Here is a 26,015-nt window from a genome sequence, read left to right as displayed (position 1 = left end):
GGCCGCCCCGGCGCGCCGGGGCCGGGCGCGAGGTCGCTGACGGGTGGCGGTCAGGGACATGGCGGGACTCCGTCGGCATGTTCAGCCGCGCGCCGCCGGTGGCGGGCGCGCATGAACCCTCACGCTAGGGCGAAACCCATCCCCGGCGCATCTGTCGCGAAACCAAACCGGCTTTGCGCGTCGTGCAACCCTGCCTTGCCGGCCGGGCGGCAGGGGCGGCTTTGTGCCCCGCGCCGGGTCTGCTAGGCAGTCCGGGTCGCGCCAGTCGGGAGGAGCCGATGCCCGAACGCCTCAGCCGCGCGGTCGAGCGGCTCAACGCCGCGCCCGCGCTCCTGCTCACGCTTACCGCGCTGTTCTGGGCGGGGAACGCGATCGCGGGACAGCTTGCGGTGGGCGAAATCGGGCCCTTCACGCTCACTTTCCTGCGCTGGATCCTCGTCAGCGTCGTGCTCTGGATACTCTATGGCGGTGAAGTCGTCGCGGCGTGGCCGCAAGTGCGGCCGCGGATGCCGCGGATCGTGGTGATGGCGAGCCTCGGCTTCACGATCTTCAACGCACTCTTCTATGTCGCCTCGCATCGCACGACCGCGGTCAACATCGGCATCCTGCAGGGGTCGATCCCGGTCTTCGTGCTGATCGGCGCCTTCGTCTTCCACGGCACGCGGGTGGGCGCGCTGCAGGGCGTGGGGGTTCTGGCGACGATCGCCGGCGTCGTGCTGGTCGCGACGCGCGGGGCGCCGGGCGATCTGCTCGCGCTGGGGGTCAATCCGGGAGACGCGCTGATGCTGCTCGCCTGCGCGCTCTATTCGGGCTACACGGTCATGCTGCGCTCGCGCCCGGCGATCCCGGGCCGGGCGTTCTTCACCCTGATGACGCCGATCGCGGCTGCGACCGCGCTGCCGCTCGCGGCAGTCGAGGCGCTGTCCGCCGGCTTCGAGCTGCCGACGCTGCAGGGCTGGCTGGTCACGCTCTATGTCGCGGTGTTTCCGTCGTGCCTGTCGCAACTGTTCTTCATGCGGGGCGTCGACCTGATCGGGCCGGGGCGGGCGGGGGTCTTCGTCAACCTCGTGCCGGTGTTCGCGGCGCTGCTGGCGGTGGCGCTGCTGGGACAGGAGTTCGCGTGGTTCCACGGCCTCGCGCTGGTGCTGGTGATCGGTGGGATCTGGCTGGCGCAGCGGGGAGCGGATCCGTCCGCCATGCCGGCCGTGAGGCGCAGCAGCTGAGGATCCACCCCGTTCTGTCACGCGGGCTCGTCAAGATGCCGACAAACATTTGACTTTACACACCTTCCACGTCAATATTCCCTGTCAAACACGTGCCCGGAAGGAGCGTGCGTCGAGGGAGCGGAGCGTGGCACGCAGCATCATCGGGGCCCGGATCCGCGAGCGCCGGCGCAGCATCGGCGTGACGCAGAGCGAGCTTGCGCACCGCATCGGGATATCGCCCTCGTATCTGAACCTGATCGAGAGCAACAAGCGCGGGGTTGGCGAGAAGCTGGTCGGCAGGCTGGCGCGCGAGCTCGGCGTCAGGGTCGAGGATCTGGACGGCGCCGCCGAGCGGCGGCTCCTCGACCAGTTGCGCGACGTCGCGGCCGACCCGCGGCTGTCGGGGCTGGGCGTCGAGGACGAGCAGGCCGGCGAGGTGGTGGGCCGCTTCCCCGGCTGGGCGCGCGCGATCGCCACGCTCGCGCGCTCCGAGCGCGAGCTTGCCGCGATGGTGCGCGCGATGTCGGACCGGCTGAAGCACGACCCCTTCCTCGGCGAGGCCGTGCACCGGATGCTGACGCACACGGCGGCGCTGCGCTCGGCCTCCGAGATCCTCACCGACGTCCCGGACCTCGAGCCGGCGCAGCGCGAGCGCTTCGAGGCGATCCTCGCGACCGAGAGCCGGCGCCTGTCGGACGTGGGCGGGGCGCTGGCGGCCTATTTTGACCGCAGCAACACGACACGCGTCGCCGCCACCCCCGCCGACGAGATCGACGCGGTGTTCGAGGCCAACGCCAACCGCTTTGCGGCGATCGAGGCGGCCGTGGCCGGCGACAGCCCATCGCCCGCGCCCGGCGCGACGACCGAGGACGACCTCGTGACCGAGGCCGAGGCCCGGGCCGGCGGCGCGATCGAGGCGGTGCTCGACGCGGCCGCAGACCTCGCGGGCGAGCCCGCGCGCGCGCGCCTCCGTGCCCGCCTCGTGCGCTACGCGGCCGATGCGATCGCGCTGCCCGATGCGGCCTTCGCGTCCGCTGCCCGGTCGGCCGGCTACGACCTCGACGTCATCGCGGCGCGCCTGGGCCAGCCGCACGACCGTGTCTGCCGGCGCCTGACCAGCCTCGCCCCGGCGCCCGGTCGTCCGCGCTTCGGCTATCTCGCGACCAATGCGGCCGGCGTCGTGACCGAGTGCTTCACGATCCCCGGCCTCGCGCCGCCGCGGCATGGCGAGGCCTGCCCGCTCTGGGTGAACTGCCGCGCGGCAGTCACCCCCGGACGCACGCTGCGCCAGCGGGCGCTGTTCCCGACGGGGCTCGGCTTCGTCTTCGTCGCGCGCGCGCGTCAGGTCGGCGCGCCCGGTTTCGGCAGCCCGACGGTGCATGTCACCGACCTCCTTGCGATGGACGAGCACGACGCGACGCTGACCGTCTATGCGCCGGGCCGGCACGGCGACACCCCGGCCGAGCCGGTCGGCACGAGCTGCCGCATCTGCCCGCGCGACGGTTGCCTGCACCGCGTCGGCGAGATGCGCGCGGGCGGCTGAATACCCGCCCTCCCGTTCCTGCGGCACCGGCGTTCGCAGGCGAGACTTGCGCCGCGCGATAGGCTAGGTTCGGAAACGAAACCCCGGATCACGCGGGGGTCGAGGGGGAAGCGTGCCGATGACGAGGAGCGTTCTGCTCGCCGAGGATGAGCCGCATATCGTGGAGTCGCTCGAGTTCCTGCTCGGGCGGGCGGGGTTCTCGGTGACCGTGGTCTCGGATGGCGAGGCGGCCGTGGCGCGCGCCATGGCCGACACGCCCGACGTGCTGGTGCTGGACGTCATGCTGCCGGGCATCAACGGCTTCGAGGTGCTGCGCCGACTGCGCGCCGAGGCGGGAACGGCCCGGCTGCCGGTCGTGATGCTGACCGCGAAGGGCCAGCGCGAGGACCGCGAGACGGCGCGGCGCTGGGGGGCGGACGTGTTCATCGCCAAGCCCTTCTCGAATGCCGAGCTGGTCGAGACGGTGTCCCGGCTGGCGGCGTCCGGCACGTCATGACGCCCGAACCCGCCCCGCGGCGGCGCAGGGGCGCGTCGGGCGATCCCGGCCTCGCGGTGCGCAAGGCGCGGGACGCGGCGCTGGCGCTGCCGCTGGTCGGGCTGATCCTGGTTATGCCGCCGGTCGCCCAGATCTTCGCGATCGACGCGCGGATCGGCGGAGTGCCGGTCGTCCTCGCCTACATCTTCGGCGTCTGGATCCTGCTGGTCGCGGGCGCGCGCAGCGTTGGCCGGCGCATCCTCGAGACCGAGACGCTGGCCGATCCCAAGGCCCCGCCGGCCGAGGCGCAGGGCGGCGGCGAGGCGGTGTGATGCTGTCGAGCGACCTGCTCCTCGGCGTCGCCATCGCCTATGTGGTGCTGCTGTTCGCGGTGGCCTTCATCGGTGACAGCCGGGCGCGGCGGGGGCGCAGCGCCTGGCTGCGCTCGCCGCTGGTCTACACGCTGTCGATCTCGGTCTACTGCACGTCCTGGACCTTCTACGGCGCGGTGGGCTCGGCCGCGCGCTCGGGGCTCGAGTTCGCGACGATCTATCTCGGCCCCACGCTCGTCTTCATCGGCTGGTGGTGGTGCCTGCGCAAGCTGGTCCGGATCGGCCGGGTCCATCGGATCACGTCCATCGCCGACCTGATCTCGTCGCGCTACGGCAAGAGCCCGAGCCTTGCGGTCATCGTCACCCTGATCGCGATTGCCGCGACCACGCCCTACATCGCGCTTCAGCTCCAGTCGGTGACGCTCAGCTTCGAGGCGATCACCGGCACCGACCAGGACCTGCGCTCGGCCTTCTGGGTGGCGGCGGGGATGGCATTGTTCACCATCCTGTTCGGCACGCGGACGATCGACGCGAACGAGCGCCACCATGGCGTCGTCGCGGCCATCGCGGTCGAGGCGGTCGTCAAGCTCGTGGCCCTCCTCGCGATCGGCATCTTCGCGGTCTGGGGCCTTGCGGGGGGCGTGCGCGAGATCTTCGCCGAGATGCCGGTCGGCCTCGTCGAGGTCGAGCAGATCTTCGGCCCGCGCTGGGTGACGCTCACCTTCCTGTCGGCGGCGGCGATCCTCTGCCTGCCGCGGCAGTTCCAGGTGACGGTGGTCGAGAACGCCGACGAGCGCCACCTCGTGACCGCCTCGTGGATGTTCCCGTTCTATCTGTTCCTCATGTCGCTGTTCGTGATCCCGATCGCGATCGCCGGGCTCGCCTACCTGCCGGCGGGCTCGAACCCGGACCTCTTCGTGCTGAACCTGCCGCTGGCCTTCGGCGAGGACGAACTGGCGCTGCTCGCCTTCATCGGCGGCTTCTCGTCGGCCACCTCGATGGTGATCGTCGCGGCGATCGCGCTCTCGACGATGGTGTCGAACCATATGGTTGCGCCGTTCGCGATCAAGATCCTGCTGAAGGGCGACGCCGCGTCGGGCGATGTGCGCGACCTGCTTCTGGCCAGCCGGCGCGTGTCGATCGGCATCATCCTCGGGCTCGGGTACCTCTATTACGAGCTGAGCGGCGGCGCGGGCGCGCTGGCGGCGATGGGGCTGATCGCCTTCGTGGGGGTCGCGCAGATCCTGCCGGCCATGCTGGGGGGCATCTTCTGGCGCGGCGCGACGCGGTCGGGCGCGCTGGCGGGCCTTTGCGGGGGCGCGGCGCTGTGGCTCTACACCCTGTTCCTGCCGAGCCTCGGCACGGGGGGGCTGCTGCCCGAGGCATGGCTGGTCGATGGCCCCTCCGGCATCGCGCTGTTGCGGCCGCAGGCGCTGCTGGGGCTCGCCGGCGCCGATCCGCTGGTGCATGCGACCGTCTGGAGCCTCGGCGTCAACACCGTGCTGTTCATCGGGGTCTCGGCGCTGTCGCGGATCGAGCCGCTCGACCGCTTGCAGGGGGCGCTGTTCATCGAGGTCTTCCGCTCGCCCGAGGGCGAGAGCCACCGCCTGATCCGGCGCGACGCGGCCGCCGAGGACCTCTACGTCCTGGCGCAGCGCATCCTTGGGGCGGGGCCCGCGCGCGCCCTGTTCGACGAGATGGCGCGCGCGCAGGGCGTGACGCGCGGCCTGCCGAACCCGACAGATGCCCTGATCGCCCGTCTCGAGCGCGAGCTGGCGGGTTCGATCGGGGCGGCGTCGGCACATGCGATGGTGACGCGCGCGGCCGGCGGCGAGGTGATCTCGCTGACCGAGCTGATGGACATCGCGGACGAGACCCAGCGGCTGATCGAGACCTCGGCGCGGCTCGCCGACAAGACGCGCGAACTCGAGCGCACGGCGGCCGAGCTGCGCAAGGTCAACGAGAGGCTGCGCCGGCTGGACCGGCAGAAGGACGATTTCCTCAGCCAGGTCAGCCACGAGCTGCGCACGCCCATGACCTCGATCCGCTCCTTCGCCGAGATCCTGCTCTCGGGCACGCGGCTCGAGCCGGGCGAGATCCGCCGCTTCACCACCATCATCCATGACGAGAGTCTGCGGCTCACGCGGCTGCTCGACGAGATCCTCGACATCAGCCGGCTCGAGGCCGGCCACGCCGCCATCCCGCTTCGTCCGGTCGTGCTGGCCGACGCCATCGCGGGGGCGATGGACACCATCTCGGGCCTGGCGCGCGAAGCCGGCGTGGGCATCTCGGCCGATGTCCCGCCACGCCAGCTCTGGGTCAGCGCCGATGCCGACCGGCTGAGGCAGGTGCTGATCAATCTCCTGTCGAACGCGATCCGCTACAACACGGCGCCCGAGCCGCGGATCGAGATCCGCTGGCGCGCCGAGGGCGAGAAGGTCGAGGTCGATGTCGCCGACAATGGCGGCGGCGTCAGCCGCGCCGAGGCAGAGGACGTCTTCGCCAAGTTCACCCGCGGCACGCGTGCGGTCGAGGGGCAGGGCGCGGGGTTGGGCCTGCCGATCAGCCGCGCCATCATGCGCCGGATGGGAGGCGACCTCTCGGTCGTCTTTGCCGAGGACGGCACGAGCTTCTTCCGCGTGACGCTGGCCAATGCCGAGCGCAGGCCCGTGCGGCGTTCGGCGGCGGCGGAGTGAGGCCGGTCCGACCCACGGCGCAGGCCGTGCGACCGGGCCGGGCGCCGGCTCATGCGCCGGTCAGTTGCAGAAGGCCGTCCACGCCTCCATGTCGTTGTTGCGCACCCAAGTGCAGCTTCGATAGCGGCTGCAGCTGTAGAACTCGTAGCCCCACTGGTAGATGTAGGTGTCATACTGCACCTTGCCCGGGTTCGCCGGGCCGGACTGGCAGACCACGTCGCCCCTTGTCCCGGGCACCCTGCGGTCGATCAGGGTCACGCCGCGCGCCTCGCATGTCTCGGCCAGCGGAAGCTGGGTGCAGGTCTGCGCGTCGCCCGCCATCGGCAGCAGGATGCCGGCGGCGGCAAGGCCGCCGACAAGGCCCGTTCTCGTCATTCTCGTCTGTCCCCCAAAAAAGTGCAAAGTGGGCAAAGATCCGCTCAGAAACGCAACCTTAACCTCGCCAAGGCTGCAAAATCACGCGCGAATCGTGGTGCGGCGACCGGGACGGTGACGCCCTCGATGGGCCGGTCCTCAAAGCCGAAATCGGCATCCACCACGTTCATCAGATCGAGGCTCAGCACGCCCCGCCGGTCGGGCAGGCGATAGCCGAGCGAGAGCTCGGTGATCGGGAAGATGTCCGAACCCCGGTCGCGGAAGCTGTTCCTGCGGTTGACGAACTCCGTCCACCCGATGCCGGCACGGCCGCTCGCAAAGAAGCCGCTCGGGTGGAACCAGCCGAGCCCGGCGGTGACCTCGGTGACCTCGAAGCGGCCGAGATCGTTGGCAAGCGCCGAGCCCGACGATTCGGCGTCGAGATGCCGGACATCGAGCCGCGCCGCGAAACGCTCGAGGAAGGTGGCGTTGAGATAGGCGCGGATCTCGAGCTCGTCGGTGTCGCCCTCGGTAATGAGCGGGTTCACGTCGATCCAGCGCCGGACGCCCTCGGCGCCGATGTCGAGCCAGCCGGTCAGCGCCGCGTCGAGCCCGACGCCGGCCTGATTCACCACCGAGCCGCTGAACTGGTCGATATACTGCACGAAACCCGCGACGGTCACCGGCTCGAGCCGCTCGTCGGCAGGCTGCGCGTGCTGCACGGTCCGGGTATAGGCGCCGCGCAGCGTCACGCCCTCGACCACCTCGAGCCGCGCGCCGACCTTGGGATTGGCGCGCGTGAGGTCGGCATCGCGGGGCAGGTCGGTGTCGAGCCTGTCGAAGCTGACACCGCCCGTCAGCTCCAGCGCCGCGAATGGGCCGGGATTGTCGATCAGCCAGGTGCCATAGAGATAGGCCGAGACCCGGCTCTGCTCGATCGCGAGCGGGGGCAGCGCGAAGCCGCTGCCGCCGAAATCGAGGATCGCTACGGCATCCCCTTCGAAGTCGTCGTAGGAGAGGCCGGCGACCGTCGAAAGCGGCCCGAAGCGGCCGACATGCTGAGCCTGAAGGTTGAAGCTCTCGGAATGGCCGGCCGAGATCAGGAACGGCACGGCGGGCGTGCCCTCCCCCGAGCGCCGGCCGTCATTGGTGCGGATGTAGGTTCCGACCACCGCGACATCGTGGTCGGCGCCGATCCGCGCATGTCCGCCCAGCCGGAAGAGATTGCGCTCGTCGCGGATCTCGACGCTTTCGTCCACGTCGCGCAGGTCGAATTCCAGCGTGCGGTCGCCGCCATCCATGCTGCGGTAGCGATATTCGCCGAACAGGTCGAGCCAGGGCGTCGCCTGCCCCTTAAGCCGCACGCTCACCACGTCATGCCGGACGTCGTTGTTCGTCCGGAAGCCGTCCGTCTGGTAATGGAACTGGCCCACGCCCACGGCCACGCCGCGATGGAGCGCGGTGAACGACGCCTCGTCGCCGAACGTCGACTGCGTGCCGCCAAAGCCGAGAAGATCCGCGCGCATGCCGTCGGACTCGAAGAAGGGCGAAAGCTCGGCAAAGCTCGGCCGCGTCGCGCCGGGGCCGTTCAGCAGCGCGAGGTCCGACTCGGTCAGCGACGGCTGGATCGGGGCGGTGGAAGGCGGCTCGAACACCTGGGCGCGGAAGGCCGAGCTCGCGCGCGCCGTGTCGGCGTTCTCGCGCCCGCGCAGCACGTCCGCCAGAACCCGGTGGGCCGCGGCGTTGGCCGGGTCCTGCTCGGCGCCGCGCGCGCCCTCGCGCACCGCCTGCTCGGTAAAGCCCAGCGTGTCGTAGGTCCGGGCGATCGCTGCGCCACGGATCGCTCGGTCCTCGCCAAGGCCGCGGGCCGAGCGCAGCACGCTCCGCGCGCCCGCGCGCTGCTCGGCGGCGCGCAGATCGGCCAGAGCCGCGACGGGTCGGTTCTCGGCGAACAGCACCTCGGCCCGGGACAGCCGCGGCGCCGGGTCGTCGGGGTCGCGCGCGATGGCGAGGTCGAGCTGCGAGAGCGCCTTGTGCGGCAGCCCCTCCTGGTCGTAGGCGCGGCCGAGCAGGTCGCGCGTGGCGGCGCGGCGGGGATCGAGGCTCGCGGCAAGCTCGAGCGCGCGCCGCCCGGCGGCAATGTCGCCCCGGCGGATCGCCAGCATGGCCTCGCCGATGCGCGGCGTGGGGTCCTCGCTGTCGAGCGCGACACCTGCGGCGAAGGCCGAGGCCGCCGCCTCGTAGTCGTTGGCGTGCAACCGGGCGAAGCCCTGGATGGCATGGGCGAGCGAGGTGGGCTCGATCGCGAGCGCCTCGGCCGCCATGCGCCCCGCGCCCACGGGATCGCCCGCGATGAAGCGCAGTTCGGCCAGCCGCGCGCGCGAAGCCGTCGCCGGGCGCCACGGTGACGGCCCGCGCTGCCGCGGCGAGCGCCGCATCCACGTCGCCCTGCGCCTGGAGCGCATAGCTCTGCGCCACATGCGCGGCGCCAAGGCCCGGATCGGTCTCGACCGCCCGCGCGGCCAGCGCCGCGCCTTCGGCCGCGCGGTTGCGCAGGATCGCCGCGACCGCCCCCAGCGCGAGGGCGCGCGCGTCGTCGCGGCCGGCGAGAAGCGCCTCTGCCCCGTCGGGATCGCCCGCGTCGAGCCGGCGCGCGGCCTCCGCCAATTCCGGGTCGCTGCCGCCCGCGAGCAGGATCGGCGGAAAGTGGATCGCCCAGTCCGACGCGGCCTCGGGCGCGACGAGGAGCGCGCGGAAGGCGGGCGGCAGTGCCGCCTCGCCAGCCGGGCGCGGCGCTTGGCCGGGCGCGGCGAACCCCGCGGCGCCGGCGGGCAGGGCGAGTTGCGCGCCCGCCTGGCCGCGCATCGTCACGTCCCCCTCGGCGACCATGACGAGCGTGCCCGCGGCGCCGGTCGCCACGACGGCCTCGGTGCCGTCGATGCCGGCATTGGCGTGGCGGGTGTCGATCGAGAAGAAGCCGCGGACCGAGCTGATGAACCGCATGAGGCCCGAGCTCAGCTCGACATTCGCCTCGCCGTCGGCGCGTTCGGGGATCCGCACCTCGCTGTTGCGGGCGAGGCCGATCGTGGTCTCGTCGGCGCTGAAGCGCAGCTCGACGCGGCCGTCGTCGCCGGCGCGGACCGTGTCGTCCGGACAGATGAGATCCCCGAGCGCCGCCTGCCGCGCTGCGCCTTCGCGCGGGACGATCGCGACCTCGCCGCTGATGGCGACGATCTCGGCGCCCTGCCCGGTCGCGCAGCTCGCGTCGGCGGAGGCGGCGCCCGGCGTCCCCGCGCCGAGTGCAATGGCGATGGCAACAAGACGCGACACATGGTTCCACTTCATCCGCCCATCCCCGCGCAACCGCTGATCCGCGAACAAACAAGACAACACGACCGCAACGCAGAAGCATCGCGGCCGTCCGTGGTCCGGCTCCCCATGTCCGGCCGAACTTATCGGGGCTTTGCCGGGCTTGTCGACATGTCAAGCAGGCGGAACACCTGCATTGCGTCCCTTTTTCCGCGCAGCGCGAACTCGCCAAGGCTCTCCACTGCCTCGTCGGGCAGGCCCCCGGCGTCGCGCGCGGTCTGAGAGAGCAGGATAACGTCGCGCTCGCCGTCGTCGAGCGCCTTGCCGAGCTGTTCGAGCCGGGCGGCGGTGTTCACCGCGTCACCCAGAACCTTGAAATTGAAGCGATGGGCCGGACCCATGCCGCCGGTCGAGGCTGTGCCGGTGTGCACGCCCATGCGCAGCCGCTGCCGCCCGCCGGGGTTGGCGCCGTCCATGGCGGCGTCCTGCTGCATCATCCGGCTGAGACGGCGCGCCGCCGCGCAGCCCGCGGCGGCATGGCGGGGGCCGGTCACGCTCTCGGTGAAGGCCGCGAGGATGCCGTCGCCCATGAACTCGACGACCATCCCGCCCTCGGCCTCGACCGCCGCCGTCGCGCGTTCGTAGTAGTGGTTGATCACGGCGCTATAGCTCGTGGGGTCGAGGCGGTCGCCAAGGCCGGTCGATCCGACCAGATCGGTATAGAGCACGGTCACCGTCTCGGTCCTCAGCACGCGGCTTGCCCGCTCCGGCCGGTCGAGCAGCCGGATCGCCATCGGCCGGGGAGCGAGCCGCGCCACCATGCGTCGCGCCAGCGCGTAGCGCGCGATCAGCGCCCAGAGCACCAGCGCCGGCACGCCCACGAACAGCGGCGTCGCGTAAGGAAGCCAGATGCGGGCGCCGACGAACGCCGCGAAGCCGGCCAGACCGTAGCCGGCGCCCAGGGCGACGACGAGGGCGAGGCCATGCCAGCCGCCGACGAACTGCACGGCGAGGGCGCCGAGCAGGCCGAATGCCGCGACGATGCCAGCCGCCGCCATCCGCTCGGGGCGGTCCAGTAGGTCGCCGTGAAGCAGGTTGAGAAAGGCAGCGGCGCCAAGCTCGACGCCGCCGATGTCGTTGGCGCGCCGATCGGAGATCGGGATCTTGAAGTGATCCTTGGTGCCGAGGAACTCGGGGTCCGAGACGCCGATGAAGACGGTGGTTCCGCTCAGGTCGCCGGGCAGCGGGCGGTCGCTTGCGCGGTCGAAGATGTCGCGCAGGCTCCAGGTCGGGATCGCGCGCGGCGGTCCGTAGAGCCAGATCGGCTGCACCGCGGGCCCGGTCGCGGGCGGCGCGGGCGCGGGCTCGCCGCGATGCAGGGCGGCGGCGATGTCGGGCAATGCCGCGAGGTCGGGGAAATCGGCTGTCCGCGTGATGTAGCCCTCGACGAAGTTTCCGCTCGGCGCATTGACGAGGAACGATCCGGTCGCTGCGGCGGCTTCGGCGAATATCGGGCGTGGGCGGACGCGCTGCGGGGGCGCGATGCTGCCGCGGCCTGCGCCCTGCTCGACCGCGTCGCGGATGCGCTCGAACAGCACGACGGGCGGGCCGGCGCGGATCGCCGCCGCCAGCGCCGCGTCGTCGGGGGTCTCGATGCTGAACAGGATGTCGAAGACGACCAGCCGCGCGCCCCGCCGTCCAAGCTCGTCAAGCAGGCAGGCATGGATCCCGCGCGGCATGTCGCTGACGTTGCGGAGCCGCCCGAGCGTCGCGCGCGTCGTCTCGGGCAGGCAGCGCGGCAGGCCGTCCGAGACCCGCGCGAAGTCGCCGGCGTGAAAGGCGAGCCAGTCGCTTGACTTCTGGTCGAGCGCGATCACCAGCGCCTCGGGCGGCACCTCGACGCTGCCGCGCAGGGCGTAGAGCGCCGCCAGCCCGACATTGCGCTCGAGACGCTGCCCCTGCCCGCTGGCGAGGAACGCGGCCAGCACCAGCCCGAACGCGGCCGCCGCCAGGAGCTGCGGGAGCGCGCGCCTCATCCGCCGCCGCGCGGCCGCGCCGGCCCGGCGCGGCGATGGTCAGAGGGCGCGTTCATAGATGCCGAGCGCGGCCTCGAGCGTCATTTCCCGCGGGTTGTTGACCAGGAGCCGGGTCTGCTTCATCGCGTCCTCGGCCAGCATTGGCAGGTGGTTGTGACTGACGCCCATGTCCGAGAGGCGGGTGCGCATCCCCAGCTCGGGCCCCAGCGCTGCGAGGTTGCCGATCAGCCCCGACACCCGCATCTCGGGGTCATGGGCGGCGAGCTCGGGGAAGATCAGGGGCGCGAGCTCGGCATACATGGCCTCGGCGGTGCCCGTGGGATCGCCACGGTTGAAGTCGAGCACGTAGGGCAGGACCACGGCGTTCGACAGGCCATGCGGCACCTTGAAGTGCCCGCCGAGCGGGTAGGCCAGCGCATGGACGGCCGCGACCGGGGCATTGGCGAAGGCCATCCCGGCCAGCATCGAGCCCAGCAGCATCGCGCCGCGCGCGTCGAGATCGCCCGGCTCGGCCACCGCGCGGCGGATGTTGGCGCCAAGCAGCCGCAGCGCCTCGCGGGCGAGGCAGTCCGAGACCGGGTTCTTGCGGTGCCGCGAGGTGAAGGCCTCGATGGCGTGGACCATCGCGTCGATCCCGGTCGCGGCGGTCACCTCGGCCGGCAGCCCGGTGGTCAGCGCGGCATCGAGGATCGCGGCGTCGGGCAGGAGCTGCGGCGCGACGACCCCCTTCTTCTCGGCGTCGCCGGTGGTGACGATGGCGATCGGGGTGACCTCGGACCCGGTCCCCGCGGTGGTGGGCACGAGCACGAGCGGCACGCGCGCGCCCGACACGTTGCCGATGCCGTACATCCCTGCAAGCGGCTGGTCCCGGCCCAGCAGCACCGCCACCAGCTTGGCCGTGTCCATCGGCGATCCGCCGCCGATCGACAGGACGCCATCGACCCCGGCGGCCCTGCACGCCACGACGGCCGCGAGGACCTTGGCCTCCGGCGGATCGGCCACCACGTCGGACCAGATGAACAGGCTCAGCCCGTGGCTCGCGAGGCTGGCGCGCGCGGCGTCGGTGAGGCCCGCGCCGATCACGCCCGGATCGCTCACCAGCGCGACCGTCCGGCAGCCCAGCCCGGCAAGGATCTCGCCCGCCTGTTCGGCCGAGCCCGGGCCCGCGACGATGCGGGGGGTCGTCTGGAAGGTGAAGGGCGTCATGGCAGCCTGTCTCCGGCGCGGCTTTCAGACGCCCCAGATGAAACGATGCGCGCGCCGCTTGCAACCCCCGCTCAGCCGCTGGCGGCGGTCATCGGCGTGGCCGGCATGTCGCCGCGCCCGGCGCGGGTCTGCGGCAGCTTCAGCCCCAGCTCGGCGCTCGCGACCTGCGTGCGCAGGATTTGCGCCGTGCCGCCCCCGATCGTGAACATGCGCGCGTCGCGCACCATCCGCTCGAGCGGTTGGCTGCGGGAATACCCCGCCGCACCGTGCATCTGGAGCGCGTCGTTCGTCACCTTCACCGCCGTCTCGGCCGCGAGGATCTTGGCCTGCGCCGCGGCCGTCATGTCGGGGAACCCGCCCTCCGGCGCCGACCGCGCGGCGCGCCACACCAGCGCCTCGGCCGCCGCGAGCCCCACCGACATGTCCGCGAGCATCCATTGCAGTCCCTGGAACTCGGCCAGCGGACGGCCGAACTGCTCGCGCTCGAGCAGGTGGTCGCGGGCCAGCGCGAAGGCCCCCTGGCCCAATCCCAGCGCAACTGACGCCGCGCCGACCCTCTGGCCGTTATAGGCGGTCATCAGCTTCGCGAAGCCGTGCGCGGGATCGCCGTCGGGGATCAGCGCCATGTCGTCCGGCACGAACAGGCCGTCGAGCAGGATCTCGGTCTCGGGGATGCCGCGCAGGCCCATGGTGGGCTCGCGGCGGCCGACCTCGAGCCCCTTGCTGCCGCCAAGCGCGAGGAACGCGCCGATCCCGCGCGCCCGGCCGCCCTCGACCACGCGGGCGAAGATCAGGTGCAGGCGCGACACCCCGCCGCCGGTGATCCAGTGCTTGCGCCCGTCGAGGACATAGCCTCCGGCCACCCGGCGCGCGGTCGTGGTCATCTGCGTCGCGGCCGAACCCGCGCCCGGCTCGGTGATGCAGATCGCGGGCTTGTCGCCGGCCAGCACCAGATCGGCGGCAAGCTGTTTCTGGGCGGGAGTGCCATAGGCGAGGATGGCCCCGATCGCGCCCATGTTGGTCTCGACCACGATGCGCGCGGTGACTGCGCAGTGCCGGGCGATCTCGCTCACCGCCAGCACCGCGGCCATGAGCGACGCACCGCGGCCGCCCAGCGCGATCGGGATGGTCATGCCCGCGAGGCCCGCGTCGCGCAGCGCCTCGACGTTCTCCCACGGGTATCGCTCGTCGCGATCGATCCCGGCCGCCCGTTGTGAAAAAACGGTTTCTGCGAGATGGCGCGCCGTTCGGCGGATCGCGTCCTCATTCCTGCTCGGATCCGACATCCTGGCCTCCCGCACGTTCATACTATTCACGTTCTCGTGACGATGATACATATGTTCCAAGCTCAAACCGGAATGAGATCTTCTGACAGTCTTGTTTAATAAAACTCACGATTAAGCCGGTTCCGCATGAATCTGCGTCAGCTTCGAACGCTCGTTGCAATCGCCGAACAGGGCAGCTTCACTGCCGCGGGCGAGGCGATGGGGCTAAGCCATTCGGCGGTGAGCCTTCAGATGAAGGCCCTCGAGGACGAGCTTGGCGTCTTGCTGGCCGATCGCAGCCTGCGTCCGCCGCGCCTGACGGACCGGGGCCTTGCGCTTGTCGAGCAGGCGCGGCGCATCGGGCACATCGTCGACGAGATCCGCGCGCTTGGCGCGGAGGGGGGGCTTGCGGGCTCGCTGGCGCTGGGGGTGGTGCCCACCGCGCTGGTCCATCCCCTGCCGCCCGCGCTGGCCCGGCTGCAGGCGGCGCACCCGCAGCTTGCGATCCGGGTGCGCTCGGGCCTGTCGGGCGATCTTGCGCAGGCGGTGCGGGCGGGCGAGCTCGACGCCGCCCTCGTCACCGAACCCGCGCTGTTGCCCGAGGGGCTTGCCGCGCGCCACGTCAGCGCCGAGCCGCTTCAGCTGATCGCCTCGCCCGGGATGGAGGGCGCCGAGCTCGCCGACCTGATCGCGCGGTATCCCTTCATCTGGTTCAGCCGCAAGACCTGGGCGGGCCAGCAGATCGAGCGCGTCCTGGCACGGCGGGGCCTGCGCCCTCGCGAGGCGATGGAGGTCGACGCGCTAGACGCTGTCGAGGCGCTGGTGCGCGCGGGCCTCGGCGTGTCCGTGGTGCCGGCGCGGGCTGGCGCGGCGTCCGGCGCGGACAGCCTGCGTCGCCTGCCGCTCGAGGGCGAGGACGCCATACGGCGGCTCTGCGTGATCGAGCGCGAGGCCCATCCCCGGGCGCATGTCGTCGCGGCCCTGCACACCGAGCTGGTGCGTGCGGCCGCGGGCGTCAGCGCGCCAGAATCCGCCGCATCAGGAGCGGCGTGAACAGCATCGGGATCTGGTAGAGCGCCACGAAGAGTGTGAATCCCGGATCCGGCGGCAGCGCCGCGAGGTAGATCGCGACCGTCCGGTTGCCCCACATGAACCCCGCCGCGCCGGCCTCGCCGGGCCCGAGGCCGCGATGCACCGTCCAAGCGGCGGCGACCTGCATCCCGAAGTTCACCGCCACCGCAAGGCCGAACACCCACAGCCCGTGCAGCGGGTCCGCCAGCAGCATGTCGCGCACGCCGTCGAACAGAGGCAGCACGAAGGTCACCATCGTCAGCGCCGCCAGCCCGTCGAAGGCCCGGTTCTCGCGCGCGATGCGCTCGGGCCCGACGAGACGCCGCAGGCCGAGCCCCAGCAGCGTGCCGAGGACGATCATCGCCCCGGTCCTGAGCCCCAGCGTCACGGCGTCGAGCGGAACCGCCTCGCCCAGCAGGAGGCGCACCACGGCGGGGCCGATCAGCGGGGTCAGCGCGCTCGCGACCACCGTGATTTCAAGCGCGAACAGCCCGTTGAGGCCGAGCATCAGGCAGATCGCGGCGGATGACGTGATCGGCGGCGCGGCACCGGTGTAGACGAGGGCGGCGATCGCCCCCTCGTCGAGTCTCAGCGCATGGCCGGCCATCCACAGAACCGCCGGCGTCGCCACCAGAAAGCCGCTGACCCAGAGCGCGAGTCGCGCGGCGCCCCGCCCGGTGGCCGCGCGCCGGACCGCGGGCCGAAGGTCGAGGCGCGACACCGCGACCGCGAAGATCAGGACCACCAGCGCCGGCAGGAACGGGCGCAGCGCCGCGGCTGCCGAGGGCAGCACCAGCCCCGCCAGCACCCCGGCCGCCATGATCCAGCGCGCCCGCCCGCCGATCCATCCGAGCAGGGTCATACGGCCTCGCCCCGCCCCGGCCGCACATGGCTTTCCGAGGCGGCGCCTGACGTCAAGTGGCGCTCCATCGCGGCTGCGGCCTCATCGCGCCCGCGCCGCGCGGGGCGCCTCGAGCGAGGCAAGGAGGTCGGTGAACCGCTCGCCCTGCACGACGATGTGCGCGCGCATCGCCTCGGCCGCCGCGTCCGCGTCATGCGCGAGGATTGCGCGGACCACCGCCTCGTGCTCGTCGAACGAGTTCCGCACCCGGCCGCGGGAGCGCAGCTGCAGGCGCCGGTAGGGCTTGAGCCGGCGCCGCAGGGCGCGGGTCTGCTCGGAGAGGAACTCCTGATGCGCGGCGGCGTCGATCGCCTCGTGGAACTCCTCGTTCTCGTAGTAGTAGGCGTCCTCGTCGGATGCCGCGGCGGCGGCGGCGCAGGCGCGGTGATGCGCGCCGATCCGCTCCTCGTCGGCCGGCGTCGCGCGCCGCGCGGCAAGCCGCGCGCAGATCGCCTCGAGCTCGGCCATCACCTCGAACATCTCGACCATCCGTTTCGGCCCGACCTCGGCGACCACCGCGCCGCGCCGTGGGCGCAGCTCGATCAGCCCGGTCGCCGCGAGCTGCATCAGCGCCTCGCGGATCGGCGTTCGCGAGACGCCGAAGCGCGTCGCCAGCGAGACCTCGTCGAGCCGGTCGCCGGGCGCGAGGTCTCCCGTCAGGATCAGGTCCTCGATCTTGTCGTGCAGCAGGTCGGCGCGGCGCTCGCTCATCGGAAGGCTCCGGGGAAGTCTCGACCTCTCATAGCTCAAGTGAATGCCAAAGACAAATCCTTGTATACAATTTCGTTGACTCATGCATTTTTGCCCCATATGCCTTCCCCAGCGGCGGGCCCTCTGCCCCCGCCAGCAGCGAAGAGGGCGCCCAAGCCGCCCGTCCAAGGGAGGACACCATGTTCATGAACTTCCGCGCGACCGCCGCCGCCGTCATTGCGGTCGCTCTCACCGCCGGCGCGGCCGATGCCGCCGAGCTTCGCCTGAGCCATCAGTGGGCAACCAGCGACGTGCGCCACAAGGTGGCCGAGATCGTCGCCAACCACGTCGCCGAGGCGAATGTCGATCTCTCGATCCAGATCTTCCCGACGGGCTCGCTGTTCAAGGCGCAGGAGCAGTACAACCCGCTGTCGCGCGGCCAGCTCGACATGACCGTCTATCCGCTCTCCTACGCGGGCGGCCAGCGCCCGGAATACAACCTCACCCTGATGCCCGGCCTGGTGAAGAACCATGACCACGCGGCGCGCCTCAACGAATCGGCCTTCATGCAGAAGATCGAGGAGATCATGGCGCAGGACGACGTCATGGTGCTGGTGCATGGCTACCTCGCGGGCGGCTTCGCCGGGAAGGACAAGTGCGTCTCGGCCCCCGCGGACGTGAAGGGCCTGCAGATGCGCTCGGCCGGCAAGGCGTTCGAGGAGATGCTGGCGGGTGCCGGAGCCTCGATCGCCTCGATGGCCTCGTCCGAAATCTACAACGCGATGCAGACGGGCGTGCTCGACGCGGTCAACACCTCGTCCTCGAGCTTCGTGAGCTTCCGGCTCTACGAGCAGTCGAAGTGCTTCACGCCGGCGGGCGACTATGCGCTGTGGTTCATGTACCAGCCGCTGCTGATGAACAAGTCGACCTTCGACGGGCTGACCGACGCGCAGAAGTCCGCGCTCGTGAAGGGCGCGAAGAAGGCCGAGGCCTTCTACCTCGATGAGGCGAAGAAAGAGGATGCCGCCGCCGCGAAGGTGTTCGCCGATGCGGGCGTCGAGATCCACCAGATGACCGAGGCCGAGTTCAACGCCTGGCGCGAGCTTGCGAAGGAGACCTCGTACAAGAGCTTCGTGAGCAAGGTCGCGAACGGGCAGGAGCTGCTCGACCTCGCCCTCTCGGTCGAGTGACCGCGCGCGGCGGCGCCGGCCCGTCGCCGGCGCCGCCGCCACCTTTGACACGGCGGCGCCTCGCGCGCCGCGCGCAAGACGCAAGGGCCCGGCAGCGCCGATGATGGCGGGACCGCGCCCGAACCCAGACCGGGATAGACACAGCGATGTCCGGCCATTCCCCCACTCTCACGGTTGCGCGCGACGGCGGAAACCCCGTCCTGCGCGCAATCGGGATGATCTCGACCGCCTGCGGCGTGCTCGCGGCGCTGATGATCGTCGCCTCGGTGATCGTGACCTGCCAGATGATCTGGGTCCGCTTCGTGATGGGCCAGTCGACGATCTGGCAGACCGAGGCGGTGATCTACCTCATGGTCGGGGCCACGATGATCGGGCTTCCTTACGTGCAGCGCCTGCGCGGCCATGTGAACGTCGATCTCGTGCCGATGATGCTGCCGCGCGGCGCGCGCTTCGCGCTGGCGATCGTCACCCTAGGCGCGGGGATCGTCGTGACCGCTGTGATGTTCTGGTACGGCTTCGACCTCTGGCACGTGGCGTGGGAGCGCAACTGGCGCTCGGACACCGTGTGGGCGCCGAAGCTTTGGGTGCCCTACCTCGTTCTGCCGGTGGGCTTCGGGCTCTATCTCCTGCAACTCGCCGCGGATTTCTACGCACTCCTCACGGGCATCGAGCGGCCCTTCGGACTGTCGGAGGACAAGTGATGGACCCGTTGACGATTGGCGTTCTCGTCGCTCTTGCCACCATCGCCGTCCTGTTCTCGGGCGTCTCGGTCGCGACCGGGCTTCTGATCGTGGCGGGCGGCTTCCTGCTTGCCTTCGATGGCATGCGCTCGGTCGAGCTAATGCCCGAGATCTTTTTCGGCGAGCTCGACAATTTCGCGCTGCTGTCGATCCCGATGTTCATCATCATGGGGGCGGCGATCGCCTCGACCCGGGCGGGGGCGGATCTCTACGAGGCGCTCGACCGCTGGCTCACCCGGGTGCCAGGGGGCCTCGTGGTGTCGAACCTCGGAGCCTGTGCGCTCTTTGCCGCGATGTCGGGCTCGTCGCCTGCCACCTGCGCCGCGATCGGCAAGATGGGCATCCCCGAGATGCGCAAGCGCGGCTACCCGGACGGCGTCGCGGCGGGCTCGATCGCGGCGGGTGGCACGCTGGGCATCCTCATCCCACCCTCGGTCACCATGATCGTCTACGGCATCGCCACCGAGACCTCGATCGGGCGGCTGTTCCTCGCCGGCGTGATGCCGGGTGTCCTGCTGGTCCTGCTGTTCATGGCCTGGTCGATCTTCTCGACGTGGCGGCAGGGCGGGCTGGACGTGCTGTCCGGTCGCAGCTTCACCTGGACGCAGCGGGTCGAGATCCTTCCCCGGGTTCTGCCGTTCCTGCTGATCATCCTCGGCGTGCTCTACGCGATGTATGGCGGCATCGCCACGCCGTCCGAGACCGCCGCCGTGGGCGCGCTCTTGTGCATCGTGATCGCCGTGCTGATCTACCGGCTGTGGTCGATCAGCGGGATCTGGGTCGTGCTGCGCGACTCGACGCGCGAGAGCGTGATGATCCTGTTCATCATCGGCGCGGCCGGCGTCTTCAGCTACATGCTGTCGTCGCTGTTCATCACCCAGTCGATCGCCGGCTGGATCGCCGAGTTGGACGTGAACCGCTGGGTGCTGATGGGGGCGATCAACGTCTTCCTGCTGGTCGCCGGCTTCTTCCTGCCGCCGGTCGCCGTGATCCTGATGTCGGCCCCGATCCTCTTGCCCATCGTGACCTCGTCGGGCTTCGACCCCTACTGGTTCGCGGTGATCGTGACCATCAACATGGAGATCGGGCTGATCACGCCGCCCGTGGGGCTCAATCTCTATGTCATCAACGGTATCGCGCCGGACATCAAGCTCAAGACCATCCTGTGGGGGTCGATGCCCTTCGTGTTGTGCATGGTGCTTGCGATCGTGCTGCTCTGCCTGTTCCCGGGCATCGCGACCTGGCTCCCCGATGCGGTGATGGGGCCCGCGGTCTGATGGCGAACGCGGGGATGAGATTTGGCGACATGCTCGCCCGGATCGCCGAGACGGGTCGCGCGCTGATCGGCGCCGAGGAGCCCAAGGCCCTGATCGAGCAGGCCCGCACGATCCTCGGATCGGAGGGCGAGGTGTCCGGGACGGCGCGCGCGCGGGCCTTCCTCGACGCCTATCGCGCCCTCGGGGAAAAGGCGCGGCTCGACTTCCTGCGCGAGGCCTCGACCGGCCTTGGCGCCGAAGCGGCGACGCTTGGTGCCGCGGTCGAGAAATACCTCGCCTCGCGCTCGGACACGGACGCGCGCGCCCTCCACATCGCCGCCGAGCCCCGAAGCCAGGAGCTGATCCGCCGCCTCAACCGCGCGCCCGGCGCGATGCCCGACCTCGTGGCGATGCGCGAGGACCTGCTGCGCCATCTGCGCGACGAGCCGGCGCTCGCCGCGCTGGACGAGGACTTCCGGCACCTCTTCGCCTCGTGGTTCAACCGCGGCTTCCTGGAACTGCGGCGCATCGACTGGAACACCCCCGCGGCCATCCTCGAGAAGATCATCGAATACGAGGCGGTCCACGAGATCCACGATTGGTCCGACCTGCGCCGGCGCGTCGCGGCGCCGGACCGGCAGCTCTACGCCTTCTTCCATCCCGCACTCCCCGGCGAGCCGCTGATCTTCGTCGAGGTCGCCCTGACCGCCGAGATCCCCACGGCGATCGGCCCGATCCTCGCCGCCGGGCGCGAGACGCTCGAGCCCTCGCGGGCGCGCACGGCGGTGTTCTACTCGATCTCGAACTGCCAGGAGGGGCTGAGAGGCGTGAGCTTCGGCAACTTCCTCATCAAGCAGGTGGTCGAGGAGCTGAGCGCCGCCTTCCCGTCGCTCGAGACCTTCGTCACCCTCTCGCCGGTGCCGGGCCTGCGCGCCTGGGCGGGGCGCCAGGGCATCGAGGCGCCGGCGCCGGACGCGCTGGGGCCGCTCGCCGCGCGCTACCTGGTTGAGGCCAAGCGCCCCTCGGGCGGTCCGGTCGATCCGGTCGCGCGCTTCCACCTCGGCAACGGCGCGCGGCTCGAGCGGATCAATCTCGGCGCCGACACGTCCGGGCGCGGCGAGGCGCAGGGCTGGGGGGTGATGGTCAACTACCTCTACGACCTTCGCGACATCGAGAAGAACCACGAGGCGTTCGCAGAGAGCGGCGAGGTGGCGCACTCCGCCGCGGTGCGCCGGCTGGTGAAGCAGGCAGGGCAGGCAGGAGGCGCGCGCGCATGACCGGGGTCAACCATCTCATCGACGGTCTGTGGCAGGGCTTCCGCGGCCGCGAGGCGGCCGTCTTCGCCGAGCTGGGCGATGGGCGGCACTACACCTATGCCGATCTCGACGCGGTCTCGGCCCGCTTCGCCGCGGCGCTGGTCGGGCTGGGCGTGAAGCCGGGCGACCGGGTTGCCGCGCAGGTCGAGAAGTCGATCGAGGCGCTGATGCTTTATCTCGGCGCGGTGCGGGCTGGGGCGGTGTTCCTGCCGCTCAACACGGCCTACACGCCCGCCGAGATCGGCTATTTCGTGGGCGATGCCGAGCCCGCGCTGCTGGTCTGCGACCCGGCACGCGAGGCGGCGCTGCGCCCGCTGGCCGAGGGCGTGGGCGCGCGGCTCGAGACGCTGGGCGCGTCGAAGGGCGGCGCCGTGCCGCAAGGCAGCCTGCTCGGCCTCGTGCCGGCGACGGCCGACGATTTCCGCGACGTCGCGCGCGGCCCGGACGATCTGGCCGCGATCCTCTACACCTCGGGGACGACGGGACGCTCGAAGGGAGCGATGCTGAGCCACGACAACCTCTTGTCGAACGCGCGCGTGCTGGCCGCGACCTGGGCATTCACCGCCGCCGACGTGCTGATCCACGCGCTGCCGATCTTCCACACGCACGGGCTGTTCGTGGCCACCAACACAACGATCGTGTCGGGCGCGCGGCTCATCTGGATGGAGAGGTTCGACGCCGACGCGGTGATTGGCGCCATCCCGCGCGCGACCGCGCTGATGGGGGTGCCGACCTTCTACACGCGCCTGCTGGCCGACCCCCGGCTCGACCGCGAGCTGACGAAGGGAATGCGGCTGTTCATCTCGGGTTCGGCGCCGCTGCTGGCCGAGACGCACCGGCAGTGGGAGGCGCGCACCGGCCACGCCATCCTCGAGCGCTACGGGATGACCGAATGCTCGATGAACACCTCGAACCCCTATGACGGCGAGCGCCGAGCGGGGACGGTGGGCTTCCCGCTCGCCGGGGTCGAGTTGCGCATCACCGAGCCCGAGACCGGCCGCCCCCTCGCGCAGGGCGAGATCGGCATGATCGAGGTGCGCGGCCCCAACGTCTTCAAGGGCTACTGGCGGATGCCGGAGAAGACCGCCGAGGAGCTGCGCCCCGATGGCTGGTTCATCACCGGCGATCTGGGCATGATCGACGACCGCGGCTATGTCGTGATCGTGGGCCGCGGCAAGGACCTGATCATCTCGGGCGGCTTCAATGTCTATCCCAAGGAGGTCGAGGGCGAGATCGACCGCATCCCCGGCGTGCTCGAGTCGGCGGTAATCGGCGTGCCGCATCCCGATTTCGGCGAGGGCGTCGTCGCCGTCGTCGTGCCCGCGAAGGGCGCGGCGCTGACCGAGGCCGACATCGTCGGCCCGCTCTCCGAGCGGCTGGCCAAGTTCAAGCAGCCCAAGCGCGTGTTCTTCGCCGACAGCCTGCCGCGCAACACCATGGGCAAGGTCCAGAAGAAGGAGCTCCGCGACCAGCACGCCGGCGCCTTCGCCTGACCCGCCGGGCGGGTTCCGAATCCCCGGGCTTCGGTCTAGGCTGGGGCGAAATCGCCCGCGCACCCGCGGCGCGAGAGGGGAGGAGACCGATGTCCCACGTCTTTCCCAGGCACACCAAGGCCGCCCTGCCCACCGTGGCGGGCGGCGATGGCTGCTACCTGATCGACAGCACGGGCAGGCGCTATCTCGATGCCTGCGGCGGGGCTGCGGTCTCGTGTCTGGGCCATTCGCCCCGCGCCGTAACCGAAGCGGTGAAGGCGCAACTCGACCGGGTCGCCTATGCGCATACCAGCTTCTTCACCTCCGAACCCGCCGAAGCGCTCGCCGACCGGCTGATCGCGAAGGCGCCGAAGTGGATCGAGCGCGTCTATTTCGTCTCAGGCGGATCCGAGGCGACCGAGAGCGCGATCAAGCTGGCGCGGCAGTATTTCATGGAGAAGGGCGAGAGCGCGCGGCGCCACGTCGTCGCCCGCTGGCAAAGCTATCACGGCAACACGCTGGGGGCGCTCGCGGCCGGCGGCAACCGCTGGCGGCGCGCGCAGTTCCAGCCGCTGCTCACGGGCGCCATGCACCACATCTCGCCTTGCCACCACTGGCGCTGGGCCGAGCCGGGCGAGAGCCCGGAGGATTACGGCCAGCGCGTGGCAAACGAGCTCGACGAGAAGATCCGCGAGCTGGGCCCCGAGACGGTTGCGGCCTTCATCGCCGAGCCGGTGGTGGGTGCCACCATGGGTGCGGTGCCCGCCGTGCCCGGCTATTTCAAACGGATCCGCGAGATCTGCGACCGGCACGGCGTGCTGCTGATCCTCGACGAGGTGATGTGCGGCATGGGCCGGACCGGCCATCTCTTCGCCTGCGAGGCGGACGGGATCGCGCCCGACATCATCTGCATCGCCAAGGGCTTGGGCGCCGGCATCCAGCCGATCGGCGCGATGCTGTGCTCGGGTGAGATCTACCGCACGATCGAGGCGGGCTCGGGCTTCTTCCAGCACGGCCACACCTATCTGGGCCACCCGGCGGCCTGCGCGGGATCGCTTGCGGTCATGGACGAGATCGAGGGGCGGGACCTGCTCGCGCGCGTGCGCGAGACCGGGGCGAAGCTGCGCGCGGCGCTCGAAGCGGCGTTCGGCCAGCATTGGGCGGTGGGCGACATCCGCGGGCGGGGGCTGTTCCTCGGCATCGAGCTGGTGGCGGACAAGGAGACCAAGGCCCCCTTCGATCCCGCGCTGGGCATCGCCGCGAAGATCAAGAAGGCGGCCTTCGCGAATGGCCTGATGGTCTATCCGATGGGTGGGACGGTCGATGGCCAGCACGGCGATCACGTGCTGATCGCGCCGCCCTACATCCTCGAGGTGCGCCAGATCGGCGAGATCGTCGACAAGCTCGGCCCTGCAATCGACAGCGCGCTCGCCGTCGCCAGGGTCGCCTGAGCGAACCGGCGGCGCCGCGCGCGCGCGCCGTCGCGGCCCGCCGCGCCTCAGACCGCGAGGCTGTGCCTGGCCGGGCGGCTCTGGAAATAGGCGTCGAACTCGGCCGCCACCAGCCGGGTATGGGCGCGCCAGTCGTCGGCGATGGTGAATCCCTGCGGGCCCGACACCAGCGCACCCTGCGGCGCCGCGGCGATGATGGCCTCGGCGACCTCGATGACCGGCGTTGCGGCGACCCCATGCCGCGCCCTCAGCGCGTCGAGATCGAGCGAGAAGTGGCAGAGGATCTGCTCGATGGCGTCACGCCGCGCGAGATCGTCGGCTGTGAACGCCTTGCCGCGCGCGGTCGCCAGCTCGTCCGCTTCGATCGCCTTCTGATAGGCTGCGGTCGAGGGATCGTTCTGGACATATCCCTGCGGCAGTGAGCCGATGGCGGACGCCCCCATGCCGATCAGCGCGACGGCCGAATCGACGGTGTAGCCCTGGAAGTTGCGCCGCAGCGTTCGATCCGCGGCAGCCTTGGCCATCGCGTCGCCGGGCTTGGCGAAATGGTCGATCCCTATGGGGATGTAGCCCGCCTCGCGCAGCATCTGCGCGGCCAGCGCCGCCTGCCGGCGCCGCAGCGTCGTGCCGGGGAGGATCGATTCGTCGATCATCTTCTGCCGGCGCGCCATCCAGGGCACATGTGCATAGCCGAACAGCGCGAGCCGGTCCGGCGCAAGTCCGATCACCTTCTCGATCGTGCTCATCAGCGTCTCGGCCGTCTGGCCCGGCAGACCATAGAGAAGGTCGATGTTGATCCCGGTCACGCCGCGCTCGCGCAGCCCCTCGACCACCTTGCGGGTGATATCGTAGCCTTGCCGGCGGCCGATCGCCTCCTGCACGCGCGGCTCGAAGTCCTGCACGCCGATCGAGGCGCGGGTGAGCCCCGCCTCGGCCAGCGCGTCGAGCCGCGGCCCCGTCATGTCGCGCGGGTCGATCTCGACGGCGAACTCCGCGCCCCTGCTCGACGGGAAATGACGATGCATCGCAGCCGCGAGCCGCACCATGTCATCGGGCGAGAGGATCGTCGGTGAGCCGCCGCCCCAGTGCATCTGGCTGACCGGGCGCCTCGGCCCCACCAGCTCCGCCACCATGGCGATCTCGGCGATCAGCAGGTCGAGATAGCGCGACACGGGGCGGTAGTTTCGCGATCCCTGCGTGCGGCAGGCGCAGAACCAGCACAGCTCGTCGCAGAAGGGCACGTGCAGGTAGAGCGACACCGGCGCATCGGGCGCAAGCCCGGCCAGCCAGCGACGATATGTTGCGCCGCACACGCCTTCGGTGAAGTGCGGAGCGGTCGGATAGCTGGTATAACGCGGCACGCTGCGTTCGAGCGCGTCGGTATCGAAGGCTGTGACATGGCTCATCATGCCGAGCACAAAGACATGTCTGAAGCCGGTTCTCATTGACGCAGATCAAGCGAATCCGCAGACTGAAATCAGTTGCTGAGAGGAATGAATGTCCGGCA

The 26,015-nt window shown here is 70.9% G+C and carries 20 protein-coding genes and 1 pseudogene; 12 read left to right on the top strand and 9 right to left on the bottom strand.

Annotation, left to right across the window (positions count from 1 at the left end):
• Positions 1-278 precede the first annotated feature (278 nt).
• The 5 genes from M1105_RS04850 (at position 279) to M1105_RS04830 (ending at position 6,251) form a co-directional block, all read left to right on the top strand.
• Complete coding sequence (locus M1105_RS04850; protein WP_249579221.1) at positions 279-1,223, top strand: DMT family transporter; 945 nt, start codon at positions 279-281, stop codon at positions 1,221-1,223.
• Positions 1,224-1,350: 127 nt separating this feature from the next.
• Positions 1,351-2,748 carry a short-chain fatty acyl-CoA regulator family protein gene (locus M1105_RS04845; protein WP_249579220.1) on the top strand — a complete coding sequence of 466 codons (1,398 nt, stop codon included), beginning with the start codon at positions 1,351-1,353 and terminating at the stop codon, positions 2,746-2,748.
• A 118-nt stretch (positions 2,749-2,866) separates the two neighbouring features.
• On the top strand, positions 2,867-3,244 hold the full coding sequence (locus M1105_RS04840) for a response regulator transcription factor (RefSeq protein WP_249579219.1): 378 nt from the start codon (positions 2,867-2,869) through the stop codon (positions 3,242-3,244).
• Positions 3,241-3,555: a hypothetical protein gene (locus M1105_RS04835; RefSeq protein WP_249579218.1), complete on the top strand. Its 315-nt coding sequence runs from the start codon at positions 3,241-3,243 to the stop codon at positions 3,553-3,555. The genes M1105_RS04840 and M1105_RS04835 overlap by 4 nt, the downstream gene beginning before the upstream one ends.
• Positions 3,555-6,251 carry a sensor histidine kinase gene (locus tag M1105_RS04830; protein WP_249579217.1) on the top strand — a complete coding sequence of 899 codons (2,697 nt, stop codon included), beginning with the start codon at positions 3,555-3,557 and terminating at the stop codon, positions 6,249-6,251. Before M1105_RS04835 ends, M1105_RS04830 begins: the two co-directional genes overlap by 1 nt.
• A 60-nt stretch (positions 6,252-6,311) precedes the next feature.
• On the opposite strand, the gene M1105_RS04825 is transcribed toward M1105_RS04830, so the two are convergent.
• The 6 genes and pseudogenes from M1105_RS04825 to acdA all read right to left on the bottom strand — a co-directional run bounded on the left by M1105_RS04825 (position 6,312) and on the right by acdA (position 14,442).
• Positions 6,312-6,626: a hypothetical protein gene (locus M1105_RS04825; RefSeq protein ID WP_249579216.1), complete on the bottom strand. Its 315-nt coding sequence runs from the start codon at positions 6,624-6,626 to the stop codon at positions 6,312-6,314.
• Positions 6,627-6,670: 44 nt separating this feature from the next.
• Positions 6,671-9,043 carry a TonB-dependent receptor gene (locus M1105_RS04820; protein WP_249579215.1) on the bottom strand — a complete coding sequence of 791 codons (2,373 nt, stop codon included), beginning with the start codon at positions 9,041-9,043 and terminating at the stop codon, positions 6,671-6,673.
• Between the two features lie 490 nt (positions 9,044-9,533).
• Positions 9,534-9,950, bottom strand: a pseudogene (locus tag M1105_RS20905) (FecR domain-containing protein); the annotation flags it as partial.
• Positions 9,951-10,057: 107 nt separating this feature from the next.
• Positions 10,058-11,950, bottom strand: coding sequence for an adenylate/guanylate cyclase domain-containing protein (locus M1105_RS04815; RefSeq protein WP_249579214.1), 1,893 nt, complete (start codon positions 11,948-11,950; stop codon positions 10,058-10,060).
• Positions 11,951-11,989: 39 nt separating this feature from the next.
• Positions 11,990-13,156 (bottom strand): iron-containing alcohol dehydrogenase, encoded by a 1,167-nt coding sequence (locus M1105_RS04810; protein ID WP_249579213.1) that lies wholly within the window; start codon positions 13,154-13,156, stop codon positions 11,990-11,992.
• Positions 13,157-13,227: 71 nt separating this feature from the next.
• Positions 13,228-14,442, bottom strand: coding sequence for a 3-sulfinopropanoyl-CoA desulfinase (gene acdA, locus M1105_RS04805; RefSeq protein ID WP_249579212.1), 1,215 nt, complete (start codon positions 14,440-14,442; stop codon positions 13,228-13,230).
• Positions 14,443-14,568: 126 nt separating this feature from the next.
• Between acdA and M1105_RS04800 the strand changes: the two genes are divergently transcribed.
• The gene (locus M1105_RS04800; protein ID WP_249579211.1) at positions 14,569-15,474 is read left to right on the top strand and encodes a LysR substrate-binding domain-containing protein; all 906 of its coding nucleotides are present in this window, start codon (positions 14,569-14,571) and stop codon (positions 15,472-15,474) included.
• On the opposite strand, the gene M1105_RS04795 is transcribed toward M1105_RS04800, so the two are convergent.
• Together M1105_RS04795 and M1105_RS04790 are read right to left on the bottom strand one after the other, a co-directional pair.
• Positions 15,437-16,354, bottom strand: a complete 918-nt coding sequence (locus M1105_RS04795) for a hypothetical protein (protein ID WP_249579210.1) — start codon at positions 16,352-16,354, stop codon at positions 15,437-15,439. The genes M1105_RS04800 and M1105_RS04795 overlap by 38 nt on opposite strands.
• An 81-nt stretch (positions 16,355-16,435) precedes the next feature.
• Positions 16,436-17,104: a GntR family transcriptional regulator gene (locus M1105_RS04790; RefSeq protein ID WP_249579209.1), complete on the bottom strand. Its 669-nt coding sequence runs from the start codon at positions 17,102-17,104 to the stop codon at positions 16,436-16,438.
• 185 nt (positions 17,105-17,289) lie between these two features.
• Between M1105_RS04790 and dctP the strand changes: the two genes are divergently transcribed.
• The 6 genes from dctP (at position 17,290) to M1105_RS04760 (ending at position 24,508) form a co-directional block, all read left to right on the top strand.
• Entirely contained in the window at positions 17,290-18,273 is a 984-nt protein-coding gene (gene dctP, locus M1105_RS04785) for a TRAP transporter substrate-binding protein DctP (protein ID WP_249579667.1), read from the top strand.
• 146 nt (positions 18,274-18,419) lie between these two features.
• Positions 18,420-18,974: a TRAP transporter small permease gene (locus M1105_RS04780; protein ID WP_249579208.1), complete on the top strand. Its 555-nt coding sequence runs from the start codon at positions 18,420-18,422 to the stop codon at positions 18,972-18,974.
• Positions 18,974-20,290, top strand: a complete 1,317-nt coding sequence (locus M1105_RS04775) for a TRAP transporter large permease (RefSeq protein WP_249579207.1) — start codon at positions 18,974-18,976, stop codon at positions 20,288-20,290. The genes M1105_RS04780 and M1105_RS04775 overlap by 1 nt, the downstream gene beginning before the upstream one ends.
• Positions 20,291-20,304: 14 nt before the next feature.
• Positions 20,305-21,546, top strand: a complete 1,242-nt coding sequence (locus tag M1105_RS04770) for a malonyl-CoA decarboxylase (RefSeq protein ID WP_249579206.1) — start codon at positions 20,305-20,307, stop codon at positions 21,544-21,546.
• On the top strand, positions 21,543-23,078 hold the full coding sequence (locus M1105_RS04765; RefSeq protein WP_249579205.1) for a malonate--CoA ligase: 1,536 nt from the start codon (positions 21,543-21,545) through the stop codon (positions 23,076-23,078). The genes M1105_RS04770 and M1105_RS04765 overlap by 4 nt, the downstream gene beginning before the upstream one ends.
• A gap of 89 nt (positions 23,079-23,167) precedes the next feature.
• A complete protein-coding gene (locus tag M1105_RS04760) occupies positions 23,168-24,508 on the top strand; it encodes an aspartate aminotransferase family protein (protein WP_249579204.1) in 1,341 nt (446 codons plus the stop codon).
• Between the two features lie 47 nt (positions 24,509-24,555).
• On the opposite strand, the gene hemN is transcribed toward M1105_RS04760, so the two are convergent.
• Positions 24,556-25,953, bottom strand: a complete 1,398-nt coding sequence (gene hemN, locus M1105_RS04755; RefSeq protein WP_249579203.1) for an oxygen-independent coproporphyrinogen III oxidase — start codon at positions 25,951-25,953, stop codon at positions 24,556-24,558.
• Between the last annotated feature and the right edge of the window lie 62 nt (positions 25,954-26,015).

Origin of the sequence: Thermohalobaculum sediminis (assembly GCF_023487995.1) — a bacterium.
Classification (GTDB): Bacteria; Pseudomonadota; Alphaproteobacteria; order Rhodobacterales; family Rhodobacteraceae; genus Thermohalobaculum; species Thermohalobaculum sediminis.
Note: the sequence above shows the minus strand (reverse complement) of the source record. Positions and strands in the feature narration are given on the sequence as shown.